17 protein-coding genes are annotated in these 19026 nt (G+C 51.7%); 13 read left to right on the top strand and 4 right to left on the bottom strand.

Annotation, left to right across the window (positions count from 1 at the left end; all coding sequences use genetic code 11):
* The first annotated feature begins 15 nt into the window (after window positions 1-15).
* Together gyrB and Q1Q75_RS14490 are read left to right on the top strand one after the other, a co-directional pair.
* Window positions 16-2439, top strand: a complete 2424-nt coding sequence (gene gyrB, locus Q1Q75_RS14495) for a DNA topoisomerase (ATP-hydrolyzing) subunit B (protein ID WP_300672064.1) — start codon at window positions 16-18, stop codon at window positions 2437-2439.
* Between the two features lie 196 nt (window positions 2440-2635).
* Window positions 2636-3436, top strand: coding sequence for a response regulator (locus Q1Q75_RS14490; RefSeq protein WP_300672062.1), 801 nt, complete (start codon window positions 2636-2638; stop codon window positions 3434-3436).
* A 69-nt stretch (window positions 3437-3505) separates the two neighbouring features.
* Here Q1Q75_RS14490 and Q1Q75_RS14485 read toward each other — a convergent pair whose 3' ends face one another.
* Entirely contained in the window at window positions 3506-3940 is a 435-nt protein-coding gene (locus Q1Q75_RS14485; protein WP_300672059.1) for a methylglyoxal synthase, read from the bottom strand.
* Window positions 3941-3950: 10 nt separating this feature from the next.
* On the bottom strand, window positions 3951-5309 hold the full coding sequence (asnS, locus tag Q1Q75_RS14480) for an asparagine--tRNA ligase (protein WP_300672057.1): 1359 nt from the start codon (window positions 5307-5309) through the stop codon (window positions 3951-3953).
* Between the two features lie 398 nt (window positions 5310-5707).
* On the opposite strand from asnS, the gene Q1Q75_RS14475 reads away from it, so the two are divergent.
* The 11 genes from Q1Q75_RS14475 (at window position 5708) to Q1Q75_RS14425 (ending at window position 17324) form a co-directional block, all read left to right on the top strand.
* Complete coding sequence (locus tag Q1Q75_RS14475) at window positions 5708-8236, top strand: TIGR03960 family B12-binding radical SAM protein (protein WP_300672055.1); 2529 nt, start codon at window positions 5708-5710, stop codon at window positions 8234-8236.
* A 28-nt stretch (window positions 8237-8264) separates the two neighbouring features.
* Window positions 8265-9776, top strand: a complete 1512-nt coding sequence (locus Q1Q75_RS14470; protein ID WP_300672053.1) for an Rne/Rng family ribonuclease — start codon at window positions 8265-8267, stop codon at window positions 9774-9776.
* Between the two features lie 99 nt (window positions 9777-9875).
* Entirely contained in the window at window positions 9876-10013 is a 138-nt protein-coding gene (gene rpmH / locus Q1Q75_RS14465; protein ID WP_366945222.1) for a 50S ribosomal protein L34, read from the top strand.
* 171 nt (window positions 10014-10184) lie between these two features.
* Window positions 10185-10514, top strand: a complete 330-nt coding sequence (rnpA, locus tag Q1Q75_RS14460) for a ribonuclease P protein component (protein ID WP_300672049.1) — start codon at window positions 10185-10187, stop codon at window positions 10512-10514.
* Window positions 10504-10719, top strand: coding sequence for a membrane protein insertion efficiency factor YidD (gene yidD, locus Q1Q75_RS14455; RefSeq protein ID WP_300672103.1), 216 nt, complete (start codon window positions 10504-10506; stop codon window positions 10717-10719). The genes rnpA and yidD overlap by 11 nt, the downstream gene beginning before the upstream one ends.
* A gap of 400 nt (window positions 10720-11119) precedes the next feature.
* Window positions 11120-12727, top strand: coding sequence for a membrane protein insertase YidC (gene yidC, locus Q1Q75_RS14450; protein WP_300672048.1), 1608 nt, complete (start codon window positions 11120-11122; stop codon window positions 12725-12727).
* A 15-nt stretch (window positions 12728-12742) separates the two neighbouring features.
* The gene (gene jag, locus Q1Q75_RS14445; protein WP_300672047.1) at window positions 12743-13567 is read left to right on the top strand and encodes an RNA-binding cell elongation regulator Jag/EloR; all 825 of its coding nucleotides are present in this window, start codon (window positions 12743-12745) and stop codon (window positions 13565-13567) included.
* A gap of 335 nt (window positions 13568-13902) precedes the next feature.
* Window positions 13903-15282 carry a tRNA uridine-5-carboxymethylaminomethyl(34) synthesis GTPase MnmE gene (gene mnmE, locus Q1Q75_RS14440; protein WP_300672046.1) on the top strand — a complete coding sequence of 460 codons (1380 nt, stop codon included), beginning with the start codon at window positions 13903-13905 and terminating at the stop codon, window positions 15280-15282.
* 138 nt (window positions 15283-15420) lie between these two features.
* Window positions 15421-16071 carry a YkgJ family cysteine cluster protein gene (locus tag Q1Q75_RS14435; RefSeq protein WP_300672044.1) on the top strand — a complete coding sequence of 217 codons (651 nt, stop codon included), beginning with the start codon at window positions 15421-15423 and terminating at the stop codon, window positions 16069-16071.
* Window positions 16068-16448: a hypothetical protein gene (locus tag Q1Q75_RS14430; RefSeq protein ID WP_300672042.1), complete on the top strand. Its 381-nt coding sequence runs from the start codon at window positions 16068-16070 to the stop codon at window positions 16446-16448. The genes Q1Q75_RS14435 and Q1Q75_RS14430 overlap by 4 nt, the downstream gene beginning before the upstream one ends.
* 81 nt (window positions 16449-16529) lie before the next feature.
* Window positions 16530-17324, top strand: coding sequence for a 50S ribosomal protein L11 methyltransferase (locus tag Q1Q75_RS14425; RefSeq protein WP_300672040.1), 795 nt, complete (start codon window positions 16530-16532; stop codon window positions 17322-17324).
* A 736-nt stretch (window positions 17325-18060) separates the two neighbouring features.
* Here Q1Q75_RS14425 and Q1Q75_RS14420 read toward each other — a convergent pair.
* Window positions 18061-18408 carry a TraR/DksA family transcriptional regulator gene (locus Q1Q75_RS14420; protein WP_300672039.1) on the bottom strand — a complete coding sequence of 116 codons (348 nt, stop codon included), beginning with the start codon at window positions 18406-18408 and terminating at the stop codon, window positions 18061-18063.
* On the bottom strand, window positions 18405-19013 hold the full coding sequence (locus Q1Q75_RS14415; RefSeq protein ID WP_300672037.1) for an HAD family phosphatase: 609 nt from the start codon (window positions 19011-19013) through the stop codon (window positions 18405-18407). The genes Q1Q75_RS14420 and Q1Q75_RS14415 overlap by 4 nt, the downstream gene beginning before the upstream one ends.
* Between the last annotated feature and the right edge of the window lie 13 nt (window positions 19014-19026).

The following is a 19026-nucleotide window of genomic DNA, read 5'->3' as shown; positions in this document are numbered from 1 at the left end:
GGGCTATAGAGACGCATGACAGAAGAACAGAGCAACAGCTACAACCAAGACAGTATCACGGTATTGAAAGGACTCGAAGCGGTCCGGAAAAGACCGTCGATGTATATCGGTAACGTGGATGTCCAGGGTCTTCATCACCTGGTTTACGAGGTGGTGGACAACAGTATCGATGAAGCCATGGCTGGCCATTGCGATACCATTACTCTTGTCATTCACCCGGACAACTCCATCAGCGTCGAAGACAACGGGCGCGGCATTCCGACGGGCATGCATGAAACCGAAAACATGACTGCCGCGGAGGTGGTCCTGACCAAACTTCATGCGGGGGGCAAGTTTGACGACAAGTCCTACAAGGTCTCAGGAGGACTCCACGGCGTGGGGATCTCGGTGGTCAACGCCCTGTCTATTTTTCTTAATCTGGAAATCTACCAGAATGGCAAGATTTATCAGATGAGCTTCTCCAAGGGAGACAAGACCAGTGAACTGGTCGTGGTGGGAGAGACAGAGAAAAACGGGACGAAAGTTCACTTCAAGGCCGATACCTCGGTGATGAATGATGATAATTTTAATTTAGATATTCTCACCAAGCGTCTCCGTGAGCTCGCTTTTCTCAACAGCGGTCTTCGCATCTCCATCGAAGACGAGCGCACCGATGAGAAGAAGGAATTTCATTATGAAGGGGGACTTCGCAGTTTTGTGGAGTACCTCAATCGCTCTCAAACCGCTCTGCACGAGCCCATTTATATCCAAGGGGATCGAGACGGCATTCAGGTGGAGGTGGCGGTTCAGTACAACGACACCTTTAACGAGAAGATTTATTCCTTTGCCAACAACATCCACACCCATGAGGGGGGATTTCACCTCTCCGGTTTTAAAGGCGCCCTGACGCGGACGATCAACACCTACGCCACCAGTGACAACGTGCCGAAAAACATGCAGGGCAAAATTTCCGGTGACGACACCCGGGAAGGCCTCACCGCCATTGTCAGCGTCAAGGTTCCCGAACCGCAGTTTGAAGGGCAGACCAAAACGAAATTGGGCAACAGCGAAGTCAAAGGGATTGTGGAATCCCTGGTGAATGAAAAGCTGACCGACTTTCTTCAAGAAAATCCTGGGGTGGCCAAAAAATTGATCACCAAGGCGGTGGAAGCGGCGCGAGCCCGGGATGCAGCCAAACGTGCCCGAGACCTGGCACGAAGCAAAGGGGCTCTCATCGATTCGACCCTGCCGGGTAAATTGGCCGAGTGCCAGTATTCGGATCCCCAGTTCCGTGAAATCTTTCTGGTGGAGGGCGATTCTGCCGGTGGTTCCGCTAAAATGGGCAGAGACCGACGCTCCCAAGCCATTCTTCCTCTGAAGGGTAAGATCTTAAACGTTGAAAAGGCGCGTTTTGATAAGATTCTTCGAAGCGATGAGATCAAGAACATCATCACCGTTCTGGGGACCGGCGTCGGAAGCGAAGAGTACAATATCGAGAAGATCAAGTACCACAAGGTGGTCATCATGACCGATGCCGACGTGGACGGATCGCATATCCGAACCTTGCTTCTCACCTTTTTTTATAGGCAAATGCCGGCGCTGATCGAGCGCGGTTATCTCTATATTGCCCAGCCTCCCCTGTATCGTGTGGGCAAAGGCAAGAGCAGTGTCTACCTCAAAGACGAGTTGGGGTATCGCGATTTTATCTTTAAACGAATTTTTGAGAATCGCATCCTGAAGATCAACGGCACCGAGATTGCCGGAGACGACCTGTTCAAAAAATTGATCGATCTCTCCACCTTTATCCAGGCCATCGCCACCATGGAGCGACGGGGGTATGATCGCCATCTCCTTCTGGAGATTTTGAAAGAGGGCATGATCGACAAGGCGTATCTCACCGATCAAGAGAAAATGGAAGGCTTCCGGCAGCGCATCATCGCGACAGGATATGAGGTGGGGGATCTTGCCTACAATACAGAGCGGGAACGGTATCGCTTCTATGTCGAGAAAAAGGGAAATGCAGAGGATGACGAAGTGACCCTGCACCTTGGGGGCACCATGGAAGTGGGGCGGGTTCTTTTTTATTCATCAGAATACATTGCCGCCATGACAAGCCTTGAAAAAATTCAAGAGCTCTCGATGGGGGAGGTGATCGTTGCCAACAGGGAAAGCGGTGAAACGGTTCATACGACTGAAGGCCTTTTCGACCTCTTTGATGTGGTGATGAAAGACGGCAAAAGAGGGATGAATATCCAGCGCTACAAAGGTCTCGGTGAGATGAACCCGGACCAGCTTTGGGAGACCACCATGGATCCCGAGCAGCGGACCCTGCTTCAGGTGACCATTGATGATGCGGAAAATGCCGATGATATTTTTGCCTTGCTGATGGGGGAAGAGGTGGAGCCAAGGCGTGCGTTTATCCAGAAAAATGCCTTGGAGGTCTCCTCTCTGGACATTTAATTAGGATGTAAACGGCGACAGGTAGTCAGGATATAGGGCCACAGAGACAAAGGCACCGGCGGAGAATCACTTATAAAAAATAAAAAAAACGTCGGTGTTTTTGATCTTTATGATAACCTTAAATAAGATTTAAGGAAAGCAGCCCTTCCCTGATATGGGAACAGCGTGACATTGACTTTTGGCAAAGAGATCAAGCATGGCTGAGACCCCTACATACCAAGATTTGGAAATAAAGATCGCCTCTTTGGAAGCCGAGCTTGACGCTCTGCGTGCCAAAGAGGTAACGCAGGAGCGCACCCGGATTTTTGGTCGGGTGGCCCATGAGTTCAACAACCTCATGATGGTGATCCAGGGCAACATCTCCATCATGCTTCACGACACACATCGTGACGACCCCTCCTATGAACGCCTCAAGAACATGGAGCGTTACCTCAAAAGTGGCACCCGCCTGACCGAAAAATTACTCACCCATGTGGGACAAAATGTGGGATCTGACGAAGCCGCCCTGTCTCTCACCCCGGCAATAGAAGACCGAGAGCCTTCGCTTCCCCAGGGCCGTATACGTCGGGGAATTGATATCTACCGTCAGGCTTCCCAGGAAAAATACCGCATTCTCCTTGTGGATGATGAAGAGCTGATTCTGGATGTGGGGGCTCAGATGCTCACCAAAATCGGCCTGGACGTCATCACCGCAGAAAACGGGGTCCATGCGCTGGCCTTGTACAAACAGGAAAAAGAGACCATCGATCTCGTCATTTTGGATTTGATCATGCCGGGAATTGACGGCATCGACACCTTTCATCTTCTGAAAGAGGTCGATGCCGGGGTCAAGGTCCTGATCTCAAGCGGCTTCCGTAAAGACCAGCGGGTCGAACAGTTTCTCAAGGAACCCCACACCGGGTTTATCAAAAAACCCTTCAGCCTCTCCCACCTTTCCGATGAGGTACGAAAACTCTTACGTCTCCCCACCGTCTCTTTGCCCCTTGATGAGGTTTAATTCAGGCCAGGGTGTCTATTGGCCTGCGTTGCTTTCCTGGGTCAGGGGTGCGCCTTGTGGGCCTTTCTTTCAGGGCCTTCGGTTGATGTGCTGGGTGTAATCCGGCAGCGCTGGGTTGTAGGGTGTATTGAACAGATGGCTGGTGATAAAAAAATCCGCCGAGGCTTCATTGCAGGCAATGGGGATGTTATGGACGGCAGAGATTCTCAACAGGGCTTTCACGTCGACATCATGGGGCTGAGCGGTCATGGGGTCCCAGAAAAAAATCATGATATCGAGTCCGTCGTTGACGATGAGATTTCCCATTTCAAGATCCCCACCCAAAGGCCCGCTTTTAAAACGGATGACATCCAGTCCCACTTCGGAGATCAACAGTCCTCCGGTGGTGCCGGTGCCATAAAGCTCATGTTTTTTTAAGGTCTCTTGATGGGTGCTGGCCCAGGCGATCAACTTGGGTTTCATTTCATCATGGGCCACAAGGGCGATGCGTTTCCTGGCTTCCATACCTCTCCTTTTAGAAATCAATACTGCCTGGGGTGCGGGGGAAGGCGATGACGTCCCGGATATTGGAAATTCCGGTCAGGAGCATGAGCAGCCGTTCAAAGCCTAAGCCGAAGCCGCTGTGGGGCACCGAGCCAAAACGTCGGGAGTCCATATACCACCAGTAGTCCGCTTCCGGAAGATTAAGCGCCTGCATGCGTTCCTGCAGTTTATCCTCTCGCTCTTCCCTCTGGCTTCCACCGATCAGTTCCCCGATCCGGGGGACCAGCAGGTCCATGGCAGCCACCGTTTCCCCATCATCATTCATCCGCATATAAAAAGGTTTAATTCCCTTGGGATAGTTGTAGAGAAAGACGGGCTTTTTAAAGTGCTCTTCGGCCAGATAGCGTTCGTGCTCGGATTGGAGGTCGATGCCAAAGGAGACGGGGTAGTCAAAGGGTTTTTTTGCCTTAAGAAGAATTTCAACGGCGTCTGCGTAAGAGAGGCGAATGTAGGCGTCGTCTCGCAGGGAGGTGAGGGTCTTCATCAGGGTTTTATCCACAAAATTGGCAAAGAGCGCGATGTCTTCGGCGCAGGATTCAAGCACCCCTTGGACTACATATTTGATCAGGGCTTCGGCTATATCCATGTTGCCGGTTAGATCGCAAAAGGCCATTTCAGGCTCCAGCATCCAGAACTCGGCGGCATGGCGACTGGTGTTTGAATTTTCTGCCCGAAAGGTGGGACCAAAGGTATAGACATCTCCCAGGGCCAGGGCCATCATCTCGGCGGAGAGTTGGCCCGAGACGGTGAGGTTGGTCTCCTGGCCGAAAAAGTCGTCGGAGGCCGGTGTGGAGCCAGACACGGTGGTGATGCGGAACATCTCTCCGGCCCCTTCACAGTCTGACCCGGTGATGATGGGGGTGTGGATCAGGAAAAAGCCCTCTTCTTCGAAAAACCTATGGATCAGGTGGCTTGTTTTAGACCGGATTCGCATGATCGCCCCGTACTTATTGGTCCGGGGGCGCAGGTGAGCGATGGTGCGCAAAAACTCATCGCTGTGTCTTTTTTTCTGTAAGGGGTAAGCCTCCTGGGAGGTTCCCACGAGCTCAAGTCCTCTGGATCTTATTTCGAAGGCCTGGCCTTTGCCGGGGGAGGGGACCATTTCACCTGTGACAGCGACGGCTGCGCCGGTGGATATTCTGGGGAGAAACTCGGCCCCGGGGGTTCCAGCATCCACGATGACTTGGATGGAGGCAAGGCAGGAGCCGTCGTTAACCTCAATAAACGAGAACTCTTTCGTGTCTCGCCGGGTTCGGACCCAGCCTTTAATAAGGACGTTTTCAAGGGGGGCAGTTCTTGCCAGAAGTGCCTTAATTTTCGTTCGTTTCATGACACACCTGTGGTTGTTGGGTTGATGTATAACGATCCCTGATCGGGGGAAACCGAAGGGGAAAAGGATAATGTAGTCCCCTGGCTCCGCCTGGACAACAGCAAAGATCAGGTTGCGGATTTTTTCATCTCGATGTGAGGCAGGCAATGACGACCGGTGGCCCTGCCAAGAGGTTCACTGCGGGTGGGCGTTTCGTTTCATGGTTCCCTCTGTGGACAGATCGGTCTTCTGACCGGAAAAAGAAAGGAGAGACAGGAAGGAAAAAGAGGGCTCAGGTGGGCTGGAAAACAAGGTATTTAACTTTGGTGTTTTTGAAAAATATGTACTATTATGAAATGTTTACAATGTGGTGCAAATAAAATTCCTTACGATTTCAAAGGTTTATAAAATATAGTATCATGGACAATACAACAATTCAAGGCATCCTCACCGAGGTCAACCAACCGAGTCGGTATCTGGGAACCGAGGTGAACCGCGTGGTGAAAAACCCGTCAGCCATGGACCTTCATATGGTGCTGGCCTACCCGGATCTCTACGATATCGGGACCTCTCACTTCGGCATACAGATTCTCTATGCCCTTCTTAATAAACGTGAAAACATCTATGCCGAACGTGTCTTTGCCCCGGCTCCAGATATGGAGGTGCTTTTAAAAGAGAGGGAGCAACCTCTCTTCTCCCTGGAGACCCGAACCCCCCTTTCCGAATTTCATGTGGTGGGATTCAGCCTTCTGTATGAACTCAATTACACCAGCATTCTGACCATGCTGGACCTGGCGGATATCCCCTTCCTGGCCCAAGACAGGGATGCCTCTCACCCCCTGGTGATCGGTGGGGGGCCTTGTGCCTTCAACCCCGAACCGGTGGCGGATTTCTTTGATTTTTTGATCATTGGGGACGGGGAAGAGGCCTTGCCGGAGGTGGCGGATGTCATCATCGCCTGGCGGAAAAGTGGGGCCGATAAAGAGGCGCTTCTCACGGAGGTTGCTCGGATCGACGGGGTGTATGTGCCCTCCCATTTTGAGGTGAGTTACGAAGAACTCCCCGGCACAGAGACCACTCTGGCGGTGGTGAAGGCGAAAAACCCGGAGAAGCCGCGCGTCAAGCGGGCCATTGTCTCAGATCTCACCCGGGACGCTTTTCCCGAGAAGCCGGTGATTCCGTTTGGAAAGCCCGTGCACGATCGACTGCGGCTGGAGATCTCCCGGGGGTGTACCCGAGGCTGTCGATTCTGTCAGGCGAGCATGATCTATCGCCCGGTTCGGGAGCGCAGCGTGGAGGATCTTCTGGCTATCAGCACCGAATCCCTGGTGACCACGGGGTACAGTGACATCTCTTTGCTCTCTTTAAGTACCGGGGATTATGAACAGCTGCCCGAATTGATCCAGGGGATCACCTCGGGATGCTGTGCCGACGGGGAGAAGGTGGCGGTGTCTCTGCCCTCGATTCGAGCCGGACGTCTGACAGCCGAGCTGATGGAGACCATTAAAAATGTCCGCAAGACCGGGTTTACCATTGCCCCCGAAGCCGGTACCCAGCGTCTCCGAGATGTGATCAATAAAGGGATCAGCGAAGACGATATTCTGAAAACCGTTAAAAATGCTTTTTCCCTGGGCTGGACCACCATCAAACTCTACTTCATGATTGGCCTGCCCACAGAGACTCAGGATGATCTTCAGGGCATCGTCGATCTTGTCAGGACCCTCCGCGGGTTTTCCCGTAAGAAGCGAGATATCATCAATGTGAGCATCTCCACCTTTATTCCCAAGCCGCACTCCGTCTTTCAGTGGGAGGGGCAGATCACCCGGGCTGAGGCGTGGGAGAAGATCAGCTGGCTGAAAGAGAACCTGCGACTGCCTGGGGTGAACCTCAAGTGGGGGAGCACGGAAATCAGCTGGTTGGAGGGGATCTGGTCTCGAGGAGACCGCCGCTTAGGGACGCTGCTAGTCCGCGCCTGGGAGAAGGGGTGCCGTCTGGATGGCTGGAGTGAGTATATGAACCTTGGCCTCTGGAAAGAGGCCGTGGACGAAGAGGGGCTGGATTGGGGAGGGCTGTGTCAGCGTGAGCGCGGCCTGGATGAGCCCCTGGCCTGGGATCATATCGACTCGGGCATTTCGAAGGCCTATCTTAAAAAAGAGAGAGCGCGGGCCCTGACCGCCGTCTTGACCCCGGATTGTCGGTATGGAGATTGTTCCGGTTGTGGCATCTGTGATTTTGAAACCATTCGGCCCGTGATCCGGCTTTCCCGATCCGAAGACGAAGGGCCCGTGGCCGCGCTCCCCCAGTCAGAGGCCTCTTTTGTGAAATACAGCATCTCGTTCTCCAAAACAGACAATGCCCGTTTTTTTGGACACTTGGAGCTGGTAAATATTGTCACCAAGGCCTTTCGTCGCGCCGGGTTGACCATTGAAAAGTCCCATGGATTCAACCCCCGTCCCAAGATTACCTTTTCCGATCCGATGCCTTTGGGGATGGAGAGTCTCGATGAGCAGTTTGTGGTCTCCGTGCCATCAAACGCTTCACCTGATGAGATAAAAGATAAACTGAATCGACATCTCGTAGAAGGAATTAACATCTGCGATGTTAAGCCTTATTTTAAGTGTAAAGATCTGAAAGACAATGCATTTAGATATAAGGTATCTGGATCATCTGATCTTTTTGATGCCGATAGATTAAGTAAATTTATGGAATTAAATAATTTTATAATTGAAAAAAAAGGAAAAAAAGGAAATATAAAGGAGTACGATCTGAAGCTGTTTGTTCGAGGGGTGGAGCTTCACTCCCCCTCTCAATTGACCATCGATCTGAAAGGGATTGATGGGGTGGTCATCCGTCCTGATCTTGCCGTGAAGCATATCTTTTCTCTGACCGAAGATGCCTCTGCTCACCTGGGTCTGTTAAAACTCTGCCGGATTGACGACGTCTGCTAACCCGATAACCGAATCGTGGTCACTATATATGTACAAGGAACTGGTTGTTAATGTAACGGAACAGGAGACCCGTGTGGCCCTCCTGGAAGATGGGAATATCGTTGAGCTCTTTGTGGAACGAGGCGACGATTCCAATATCAATGGCAATATATACAAAGGGCGTGTGCAGCGTGTGCTTCCTGGCATGCAGGCTGCTTTTGTCGATATTGGTCTCAACCAGGCGGCTTTTATCTATGTAGACGACGTTCAGAAAAAGCAGAATATCGGGGAAAATGAACCCCCCATCAGTGAAAACAGCAATAAGGACTTTGCTCCGGACAACACCGGTCGTCAGATTCCCATTGAGGAACTCTTGCGTGAAGGTCAGGAAATTATGGTGCAGGTGGTGAAATCCCCCATTGGAACCAAAGGGGCTCGGATTACCACCTATATTTCACTTCCTGGCCGATATCTCGTCTTGATGCCCAATGTGGATCATATCGGTATTTCCAAGCGGATCGCCACGGAAGAGGAGAGAGATCGTCTGCGGGAACTCATCAGCGGAGAGCGTGATATTCCCTATGGCTATATTTTTCGAACGGCAGGTGAGGGGATTGCCGAAGTGCAGCTGAAGCGGGAAATGGATCTTTTGGTGAACTCCTGGGAGAACATCAAAAAAAGGTACCGCAGTTTTTCAGCGCCTTACCGGTTGCATCGAGATTTGACCGTGACCTTTCGCGCGATTCGAGATTTATTGACCCATGAGGCAGACCGCCTGACCATCGACAACAAATTCGGGTATGATTCGGTGAATAATTTTATTCGCAAGATCATGCCTGAGCTCAATGTGAAGGTGGAGTATTACGATCGCTCCGAGCCCATTTTTGAAGCCTTTAACCTCGAAGGGGACATTACCCGTGCCCTGAAAAAGAAGGTGTGGCTTAAAAGCGGCGGGTACATTGTCATCGAACAGACCGAGGCCCTCACCTCTATTGATGTGAACACCGGACGATATGTGGGGAAACATAATTTTGAGGAGACCATCTCCAAGACCAACCTGGAGGCGATTCGAGAAATTTCCGCCCAGGTGCGTCTCCGGAATTTAGGCGGTATCATCATTCTCGATTTTATTGACATGGAGGACCTGGAGAATCGGGACCGTGTCTTTGAGGTGTTGAAAGAATCGTTTAAGAAAGATAAATGCCGCACAAATATTCTGCCCATGAGTGAGATTGGTTTGGTGCAGATGACCCGGAAACGGGTCAGGCGGTCCTTGACGCGGATGCTCTGCGAAGACTGTCCCATCTGTCATGGGGATGGCTATACCATTTCACGTACCACCATCTCCCAGAAAATTTACAGGGAGATTTATCGTCACGCCCGGGATATGATGGGGGATATTTTTACCCTCAAGGTGAGTGAAGGGATGGCCGATTATCTCCATCGAGAGGAGACCAATACGATCAGCGCCATTGAATTTAGGGTGGGGAAGAAAATCGAAATTTACCCGATCCGTCGATTTCATCGGGAAGAGTTTGAACTCACCGAAAAATTCAAGTAAAATATGGCTGTTGACACGTGTTGGATTTTATGATTAAGTTACCGGGTTTATTTTAACGTCACAAAAGTGTGAAATCAAACGTAAAATAGGGGTATTCACATAATGAAAAGAACTTTTCAGCCAAGCAACCTTAAGCGATCCAGAAAGCATGGATTCATGAATCGTATGTCCACCCCCGGGGGACGTCGTATTGTTAAGCGCCGTCGTGCGAAGGGCAGAAAACGCCTCTCCGCTTGATACGTGCTCAATTTTTATGATGCCTTCATTAAAGGGTAGCTCCGGAGGCCTCGTTTGGGCGGGCGGCGAGCCGTTACAGGTCGCGCCATGATCCACCGGAACGAGGCACCACGGAGAGGATGAGGATACAGGGATACTGTCGTATTGCGAGCGAACGCCTTTACAAAAGAGATGAGAATTCTCAAAAGATATCAGTTTCAGGATCTCTATCGGAAAGGGGCAACCGTCCACAACCGTCATTTCGTTGCCAATATCCTGGAAAATGACTTACAGACGTCCCGCATTGGTATCACTGTATCAAAAAAGGTTGGGGGTGCTGTCACGCGTAACCGCATCAAACGGATCGTACGTGAATATTTTCGGAAAAACGGTCGGCAGTTTTTTGAGAATCGGGATATCCAGCTTATTGCCAAGCGTACTGTGGCTCAACTCAGCAATAAAGAGACCTTTTTATCCCTTGAGCATATTTTTCAAAAAATTAAAGCAAGTACTGCGTCCTAAACAGGTTTTTATCGGTCTGATAAAGGCCTATCAGTATTTGATCTCTCCTTTGACGGGTCCCCGATGCCGTTTTTATCCCACATGTTCGGCATACGCCATTGAAGCCTATGAACGGTATGGAATTCTGAAAGGGTCCTGGTTGGCGGTGAAACGCATTCTTAAGTGTCACCCGTTTCATCCCGGAGGATTTGACCCGGTTCCCTAGCGACAGCGCCTTTCATCAGAGTTTCAGCACCCACCTCCTGACCCGTAGACCCCCGTAATCACAGATGCGCACGACAGAATTTTTGCGTGTCTACCTTAGGGTCTGTGCAGCCGTCCCTTTTTTTTGCGGGACAAGAACAACGATTAAAAGTGATGATGTGTTTGTCAAAAGTGACAGGCCATGGTGTCCCCAACAACCTTTGACGGATCCGTCCCATTGGACGTCAGCGTGTTGTCTCACGACCCAAGCGTGTCTTTTTTTCGAGGCCATCAACCCATCCGTCCAGAAGATTCCAGAGCCCGGCAATCGACCCGGTGTCGTTGCACCTTATAAGGGGTAGGGACGGACCATCGGCCATGAACAAGGCACTATCTTTAAGTAGATGAACAACGGAGAACGTATGGAACAGGTCAGACTTTTTGCAGCAATTATTCTTTCCATCATTGTGTTTGCAGGGTGGAATTTTCTTTTTCCTCCCCAGAAAGCCACAAAGGCCCCTTTAGAGCCTCAACTGGAACAGTCCGTGGTCCAACCCAGCGTGGTGGCGACGCCGGTTGTCGATATCAAGCCCGTAGAGGTCGTGGCTGAGAACATCACCGTGGTCGACTCCCCTCTTTACCGCATCGAATTCACCAACCGCGGGGCTTCGGTGAAACGATTCGAACTGAAAAAATTCAAAGAGACCTTAGACGGTGAGGCCTTTAAAAATGTGATTCCTGACCTCGTGGACCGGACCTTCACACTGTCCCTGGCGAAAAACAGCGTGGTGGGAGTGGAAAATGCCCTCTTCGAGGCGGACAGGCAGCATGTGGTTGTGGGGGAGAGCGGAGCCTCTCTGACCTATCGCTGGGTGAGCGCCTCCGGCGTTGAGGTGATTCGTACCTTCCTCTTTTCCGTTGATACGTATGCCATCTCCTCGCGAGTGACATTGCGCAACGGGAGCACCCTGGCTCTGGACGATGCCCTGGCCTTTGGCCTGTATTCTACTGTGGCCGGGGGTCGAGCCTACGGGTTCGAGGGGCCCAGTGGTTATGTGGATGGTCATCTGGAAAACGTGAAGGTTAAAAAGATCAAAGACAAAAACCTTTACTCCGGTGCCGTGGAGTGGGTGGCCCAGCAGAGTCGTTATTTTCTGACGGCGGTTATTCCTGAAGGGGTCACCGGGGCATCCATGTTTCTGGCGGACAACAATGGTGTGATCACAGCGGCTTTGAATCTGCCCACCGGCGTGATTCAGCCGGGCATGGAGAAGAGTTATGCCGTGAATATTCTGGCGGCTCCCAAGAGCTACTCCATGCTGAAAAAACTCGATTCATCCATTCACAAGGCGGTGAACTTCGGCTGGTTCGATATCATTGCCAAACCCTGTCTCGGCCTGATGAATTTTATTCATGACCATGTGGTGGCCAACTATGGGATCGCCATCATCTTGCTCACTGTTCTCATCAAGCTGATTTTCTGGCCCCTGGGCAATAAGAGCTATACCTCGATGCATGAGATGAAAAAGCTTCAGCCTATCATGACCCAGCTTCGTGAAAAATATGCGGGTGACAAGGCGCGGATGAACCAGGAAGTGATGGCGCTTTACAAGACCTACAAGGTCAACCCCATGAGCGGTTGTTTGCCCCTGGTGGTTCAGATGCCCATCTTTTTTGCGCTCTACCGCATGCTTTACTCAGCCGTCGAATTGCGCCACGCCCCATTTTTCGGCTGGATTACGGACCTGTCGGCTCCGGACCGGCTCTTTGATTTTGGGTTTTCCATTCCCATGATGGTGGCTCCGACCGGGATTCCTGTGATGACCCTTTTGATGGGGGCCACCATGTTTCTTCAGCAGAAGATGTCTCCCTCGACCGGAGACCCCACCCAGGCCAAGATGATGATGATGATGCCTCTTGTGATGACAGTCATTTTCGTCAACTTTTCATCTGGATTGGTATTATACTGGCTTGTGAACAACGTTCTATCGATTTCTCAGCAGTATTATATTACCAAGAAACTCTCGTAAACTCTGGAGGAGTGTATGAATTCGCTTAGAGAATTTGAAGGCAGAACCGTAGAGAAAGCTATTGAGGCTGCCTTAAAGGAACTCGATATCCCGAGAGAGGATCTGGATTATACCGTTGTTTCCAAGGGAAGCACCGGGCTCTTCGGTCTCTTTGGGTCCAAAAAAGCCAAGATCTCAGTGGGTCCCGTTAAAAAAAGTGGGGCCAAACAGCGACCCGTGGCCAAGAGCCTCGTGGATGAGGCCTTTGGTACTCCGGCTCCCCAGGAGAGGGATGCGTCTGCGTCTGACGTCGAAGGTTTTCAAGGGGAAGATCGAACCTTTGAGTACACCGAACGGATTTTTGAAGAGGGGTTCTTTAAAGGCCTGACCGCCGCAGATGCCGGCGTGGAAATCCTTAAGGAGATCGCCTCCTTTATCTCAGAAGAGTCTGAAATTTCCTATCAGGTTCAAGGGGACATCCTCACCTACAATGTCACAGGCGGAAACGCGGCTGTGATGATCGGTAAAAAGGGGCAAACCCTTGAAGCGATCCAGTACCTTCTGGATAAAATTATCAACAAGCACAGCATGGAGCGTGTGCGGGTTCAGGTGGATATCGAAGGCTACCTGGAGATGCGTAAGGACAAATTGCGCCAGCATGCCCAGCGGATGGCGGAGAAGGTCAAGAAAACGGGGAAACCTCATACCATTGGCCATATGTCCTCCCATGATCGCCGTATTATCCACCTGACCCTGAAAGATGACCGCGGGGTACGGACCCAATCCATGGGAGAGGGGTATTATCGCCGATTGGTTATTTTTCCGAAGAGAAGTAAGAATATAAGAAATAAAAACAGATAGATAAACTGATCTGTATTTTTTTGAAGCCTGTTCGAGCGTTCCCGTATCGAACAGGCTTTTTTTATGGTCCCTGTTCGGGTGACGTGGTAGTTTAAGACAGACTTCAGGGGCATTGGATTCGGGGGCAGGTCCTCTTTTTCGTTCCAGCCATTATAGAAAAAATGACGTAACCATTCAGCTCTTAAAAAAATCAGACCCCAAAAAAGCCTCCGGCGGCAAGGGTGGCGAAGCCACTTAGGTTCACTCACCTTGAAAGCAGATTGCGAATGCATTTTGCCCCCGGCAGAGCCCCCGGGGCATACGCTGAATCGTTACAAAATGATAAGAAAAGAGCTATGAGCTATTTGGATTTTGATACCATCGCAGCCATTGCCACGCCTGTAGGGCGTGGGGGGATTGGCATCATCCGGGTGTCCGGGGAGAAAGCCGTTGAGGTCGCTATGACCTTTTTTCGCTCGGTTTCCGGGATCAAGCGCCCGAAGAGTCATCGGGTGTATTATGGAACCTTTGTCGATGCAAAGGTGGAGGTCCTCGATGAGGTGATTCTCTTTTACATGAAGGGGCCCAAATCTTACACGGCGGAAGACTGTGTTGAAATTCAATCCCATGCCAGCCCTGTGGTGATGCGTCAGATCCTTGACTGTCTTCTTGATGAGGGGGTACGTCTTGCCGAGCCTGGAGAGTTTACGAAGCGGGCTTATCTCAATGGGCGCATCAACCTGTCCCAGGCCGAGGCGGTGATCGATTTGATCAACGCCCGCACGACCACCTCCCATGAGATGGCCATCTCTATGGTGAAAGGGGAGTTGGGACAAAAAATCGGGGCCCTTCGAGAGACCCTCAAGGGGATCACCGTGACCCTCGAAGCGATCCTTGATTTTCCCGACGATGTGGATGAGGCGATTCAGGCCGAGGCCATTCGAGAGACTTTAGGGGGCGTGGTGATTCAGACCCTTGAGTCCCTGATTGGCAATTTCGACGACTCCGATATTTTCCGAAATGGCATCCGTGTGGTCATTGCCGGACCCCCGAACTCTGGAAAGTCGAGCCTCCTGAACCGACTCTCGGGTCAGGATCGGGCCATTGTCACCAACGTGCCCGGAACCACCCGTGATTTGATTGATGAGTTTATCCACATTGATGGCATCGCCTTTCAAGTGACCGATACGGCAGGGCTTCGCGTGACAGAGGATCCTGTGGAAAAAATTGGGATCGAGCGTACCTTGAGCCGCATTGAGGCCTCGGATTTGATTCTTTATCTGGTGGATGGCTCCTTGGGGCTGGAGGCGCCGGTGCTCAATCAGATCCGTATGTATGTCGCCACACGGCAATGCATGGTTCTGGTGAATAAGGCCGATTTGACCCCTGGGGGAGCGGTTGACCTTCTTTCAGAGGAGGGACTTGCGCACCTGACAGTCTCGGTGAAGACCGGTGAGGGAATGGAGGCTGTCAAGGCGGCTGTCGTGTCCCGGATTCTTGAGCGTCTTCCCGAGGACCGCAGCGCCCTTGTGCCCAACAGACGGCAGGTTGCCCTGGTAAGAAAGGCTTTAAATAATGTAGAAAATGCTGTAGAGGGTATAGATTCTCAGCTCTCTTTTGATGCCATCAGTATCGATATCCGTTCGGCCATGGATCTGATGGGAGAGATCTTGGGAGAAGAAGTTCCCGTGGATATCCTGGATGAGATATTCAGCAATTTTTGCATTGGAAAATAATCCGGTCTTCCTGTGAGGGGGCCCGGGTGTTTCACGTGAAACAAGCCTTCCCATGCCGATGGTTTGTGGTCTTTTGTCGGAGCCATTGACGTCCCGACTGACCAACCGGTGTGGGTGAATGAAATAGATGGAGACGGTATGGATTTTACACACTCATTTTCTCGTTATGAAGCGTTGGTCGGCCAGGTGGGGCAGATTTTTACCCAGGTCAGTTCAGAATTCAAGGATGAGGTGGCCTGCAAGCCGGGGTGCGATGATTGCTGCCACGCCTTGTTTGACCTCACCTTTGTGGAGGCACTCTACCTCAAGAGCAAGTTCGATGAACTCTTTACCGGTAAAGTGCGTTATGAGATCACCGAACGCGCCAGCAAGGCGGACCGAACCCTGGCCAAGTTAAAAAAAGAGGCCTACAAACGGCATGAGGCCGGTGAGGACGACAGTGCCATCATCGACAGCATCTCGAAGCTTCGGGTCCGCTGCCCGCTCTTAGGTGAGGAGGGACGCTGCCTGATGTACGAATATCGCCCCATTGCCTGCCGGGTTTACGGCATTCCTACCTCGGCCGCCGGGAAAGGCCACACCTGCGGGCTTTCCGGTTTTAATGAGGGCAAGGCCTATCCCACCTTGAATATGGATCTGGTCTACAACCGTCTTTATGCTATTTCCAAGGAATTGGTTCGTCATATCGATTCGCGGTTTACTAAAATGGAGACCCTGCTGATGCCTCTCTCCATGGTTCTGATCACCGATTTTAACAACGAGTTTTTAGGGGTAGAGGTGACGGAATGAGCACCGTCGGCATGACCCACAATGAGTTTAGTGACGATGAGATCGCGGCCAAGAAGAAGGCCATTTTCGATGCCATGGGGAAACGCGGGCAGAGGATGATCCAGAAACAGGGGTATGATCTCTGGAATCCATTCGGGGATCCCAAAGATCCCCTGGATATCCGTGTGGACGGGTCCGAGCGGACGGTGGATCAACTGATCCGTGAATTTCTCGCTCAGGCAGGTCCCGAGGATCCCTCCAACCAGTACAGTCAAACGGCGATGGAGCTGGCCATGGGGGTGATGAACAACACCGACAGTGTGCGCGCTTCCTTTGAGTTTGTTCACTGGTACGATGCGTTGCTGGAAAAAGAGGGCAGAACCCTCACCTTCGATTAAAGCCGCCCACGCATCCTGCACCCAAGAAGGACCTTTATCTCAGGCCTGAACCCAGGGGTCTTATAGGGAGACATACCCGTTATGGCGACGTCACGTGTTGATGCGCTCATGGTTGACCATGTGCATCAGAGAACGCAGTCTCTGACCCCCACCGACCTTCTCTCTGTGATGATGGCATCCCAGGGGGTGAATCGGCGTTCGGCCAAGGCAAGCCTCACCCGATGCGTGGAAAACAATCTTCTCACTTACCGCCAGCAACTCGGGCGTACGGTGGTGGTCCCTTCGTTAAATTGCTACTACCCCCTGGTCTCCGGGGTGGTCCTGGCCCCTCCCCATCTTCCCGGCTTAAGGGATGGAACCCATTGTATCTCCATGAAGGAGGGGATTAGTTTTGGTAATGGGACCCACCCCACCACCCGGCTCTGTGCTGGGCTGATGGTTGCGGCCAGCCAGAACGGAATCCGCTGGCAACAGGCCCTGGACCTTGGCACCGGAACCGGGGTTCTCTCTTTGCTGGCACTCAAGCTTGGGTGCGACCATGTGGATGCCACGGAGATCGATCCCATTGCCATGCACGATGCTCGCGAGAACGCTCTTTTCAATGATTTTTCTCATCGCCTGACGGTTTACCATGCCGATGGGTTTTGTTCCGTCACACTCTATCAGATGGTGACGGCCAACCTTCGGTACCCCACCCTGGTCTCTTTAAAGGGAACGATAACCTCGTGGGTGGATACGGGAGGGGACCTGATTCTTTCCGGGATTAAAGAGGGGGAAGAGGAGAGAGTGAAAGCCGTTTACTCAAGTTCTTTCGTCTTGAAGGACGAAAAATCAAGCAAAGGGTGGGTGGGTTTGCACCTGAAAAAATCCAACTGACCATAAAGCTATAAAACGTTTAAAATTTACATAAACTCGCAAACGCGAGTCATAATATTAAAACCGCCAAGATCGTTCGATTTTGGCGGTTTTCTTTTTAAGTAACTTATTTATTGAGGTAAATAGATTGTTTGAGGGCGTTTTTTAAAGCGATGAGCCGTTGGGGGACGGATGGGGGGGGTGTTTCACGTGAAACATTCACCGCAGGGACCAACACGTCATAATTCGGATCAAAGACCTGCGCATGAAAGGTGATGAAGTAAATTACCTTGGTCACTCTTCAGCTTATGCCTCCGGCGGAGTTATTCCGGTTAAACTCAACAGATGCGTTGAATTGTACCCATCTACAGCACACGAATTTGCGACGCATAGTGCGTCCCCTTGCACTCCACGCGAATGCGGACGCATTTCAGCCCGGAGCTACGACACCCGATGCGCATTCGCAAACCTGCTTTCAAGGTGTTTTTGCCTAAGTGACTTTGACTCCTTGAAAGCTGCTTGCGGATGTGCTTTACCCCTCGCTTGTCGCGCCGTAGCCCATTGACGTTGGTCGAATGGTGACGCATAGACATGGGCGTAGGTGGATTCCTCGGGTCAAATCATATCTGCCTTTAAAACAAAATTCATTCAAGAAGAATTTTTTAAGACCTGTTTGTTAAACTTTTCGAAAGTTTAGCCCGGCAGGGCCGCCGGAGGCATAAGCTGAATAGTTACCATAAAATTTACCCCATGCCCGTCAGCTTTCCAGAGAGGCGGCGCAGGCCACGCAGAGGGTGGCTTCGGGGATGAGCCGGAGGCGGGCGAGGGGGATGGGTTCTTCACAGGCGACGCAGAGGCCGTAGTCTTCATCATCCACATCTTTAAGGGCCTGTTCAAGCCGGACGATGCGTTCTTTCCGTGCACGGGCGGAGGCATCGCCAATATGGCGCGCCTGCATGGCTTCAACGCGGGAGATGCGTCCGATGGCATTGTCTGGAGTCACCGTTGGGCTGGACGTCTCTTCCGTGGCGTGGAGTTCTTCGGATAAGTGACGCAGTTCGGTATGGATATGCTGTTTCAGTTCCTGGCGTTGTTGAGGGGTCACAGGATGTCGAGCTCCTTGAGGGTCTGTTGCAGGTGATCCACACCGCAGACTTGGTGGGCGTGTATTCCCAGGGAGCGTGCGGCGGTGATGTTGACGGGGGTGTCATCGAAAAAGAGGGTTTCATCGGCAGACACTCCCAGCGTATCGAGTACATGGGAAAAAGAGGCGGTGTCGGGTTTCATGAGCCCAAGCTTATGGGAGGGAAAGTTGTGGTGAAAGAGGCGGTCTATTTTGACCTGGGAACAGAGATGGTGCCAGTGGAGCTCATTGGTGTTGGAGAGCGAGGCGGTTAGATAGGTCCCGTTGATCGCCGTCATGACCTCGTGAAATCCCGGGTAGGGGAGGGTGGTCCAGGAGGCAAAGGCGGTGAGGAAGGTCGGGGTATCCACGGGCAGAGAAAATTCCTGGATAAAGGTCCGGGCAAAATCATGGGGTGCGATGCGGCCGGTCTCAAACGCCTTGACGGCGTGGGAGTGAAGCCAGAGATTCCAGAGTTCCTCTTCGGAATGAAGCCCCTGGGTCCAGGCGAGCATCTGTTCGACACCGGACAGCTGGATAAACACACCACCGATATCGAAGAGAAGAAGTTTGACGTGTTTGATCATGGAGGCACCTCGA

It is taken from the genome of Desulfoluna sp. (genome assembly GCF_030145185.1).
Lineage (GTDB): Bacteria > Desulfobacterota > Desulfobacteria > Desulfobacterales > Desulfolunaceae > Desulfoluna.
The sequence above is the reverse complement of the archived record's forward strand: the minus strand, read 5'-3'. Positions and strand labels throughout refer to the sequence as shown.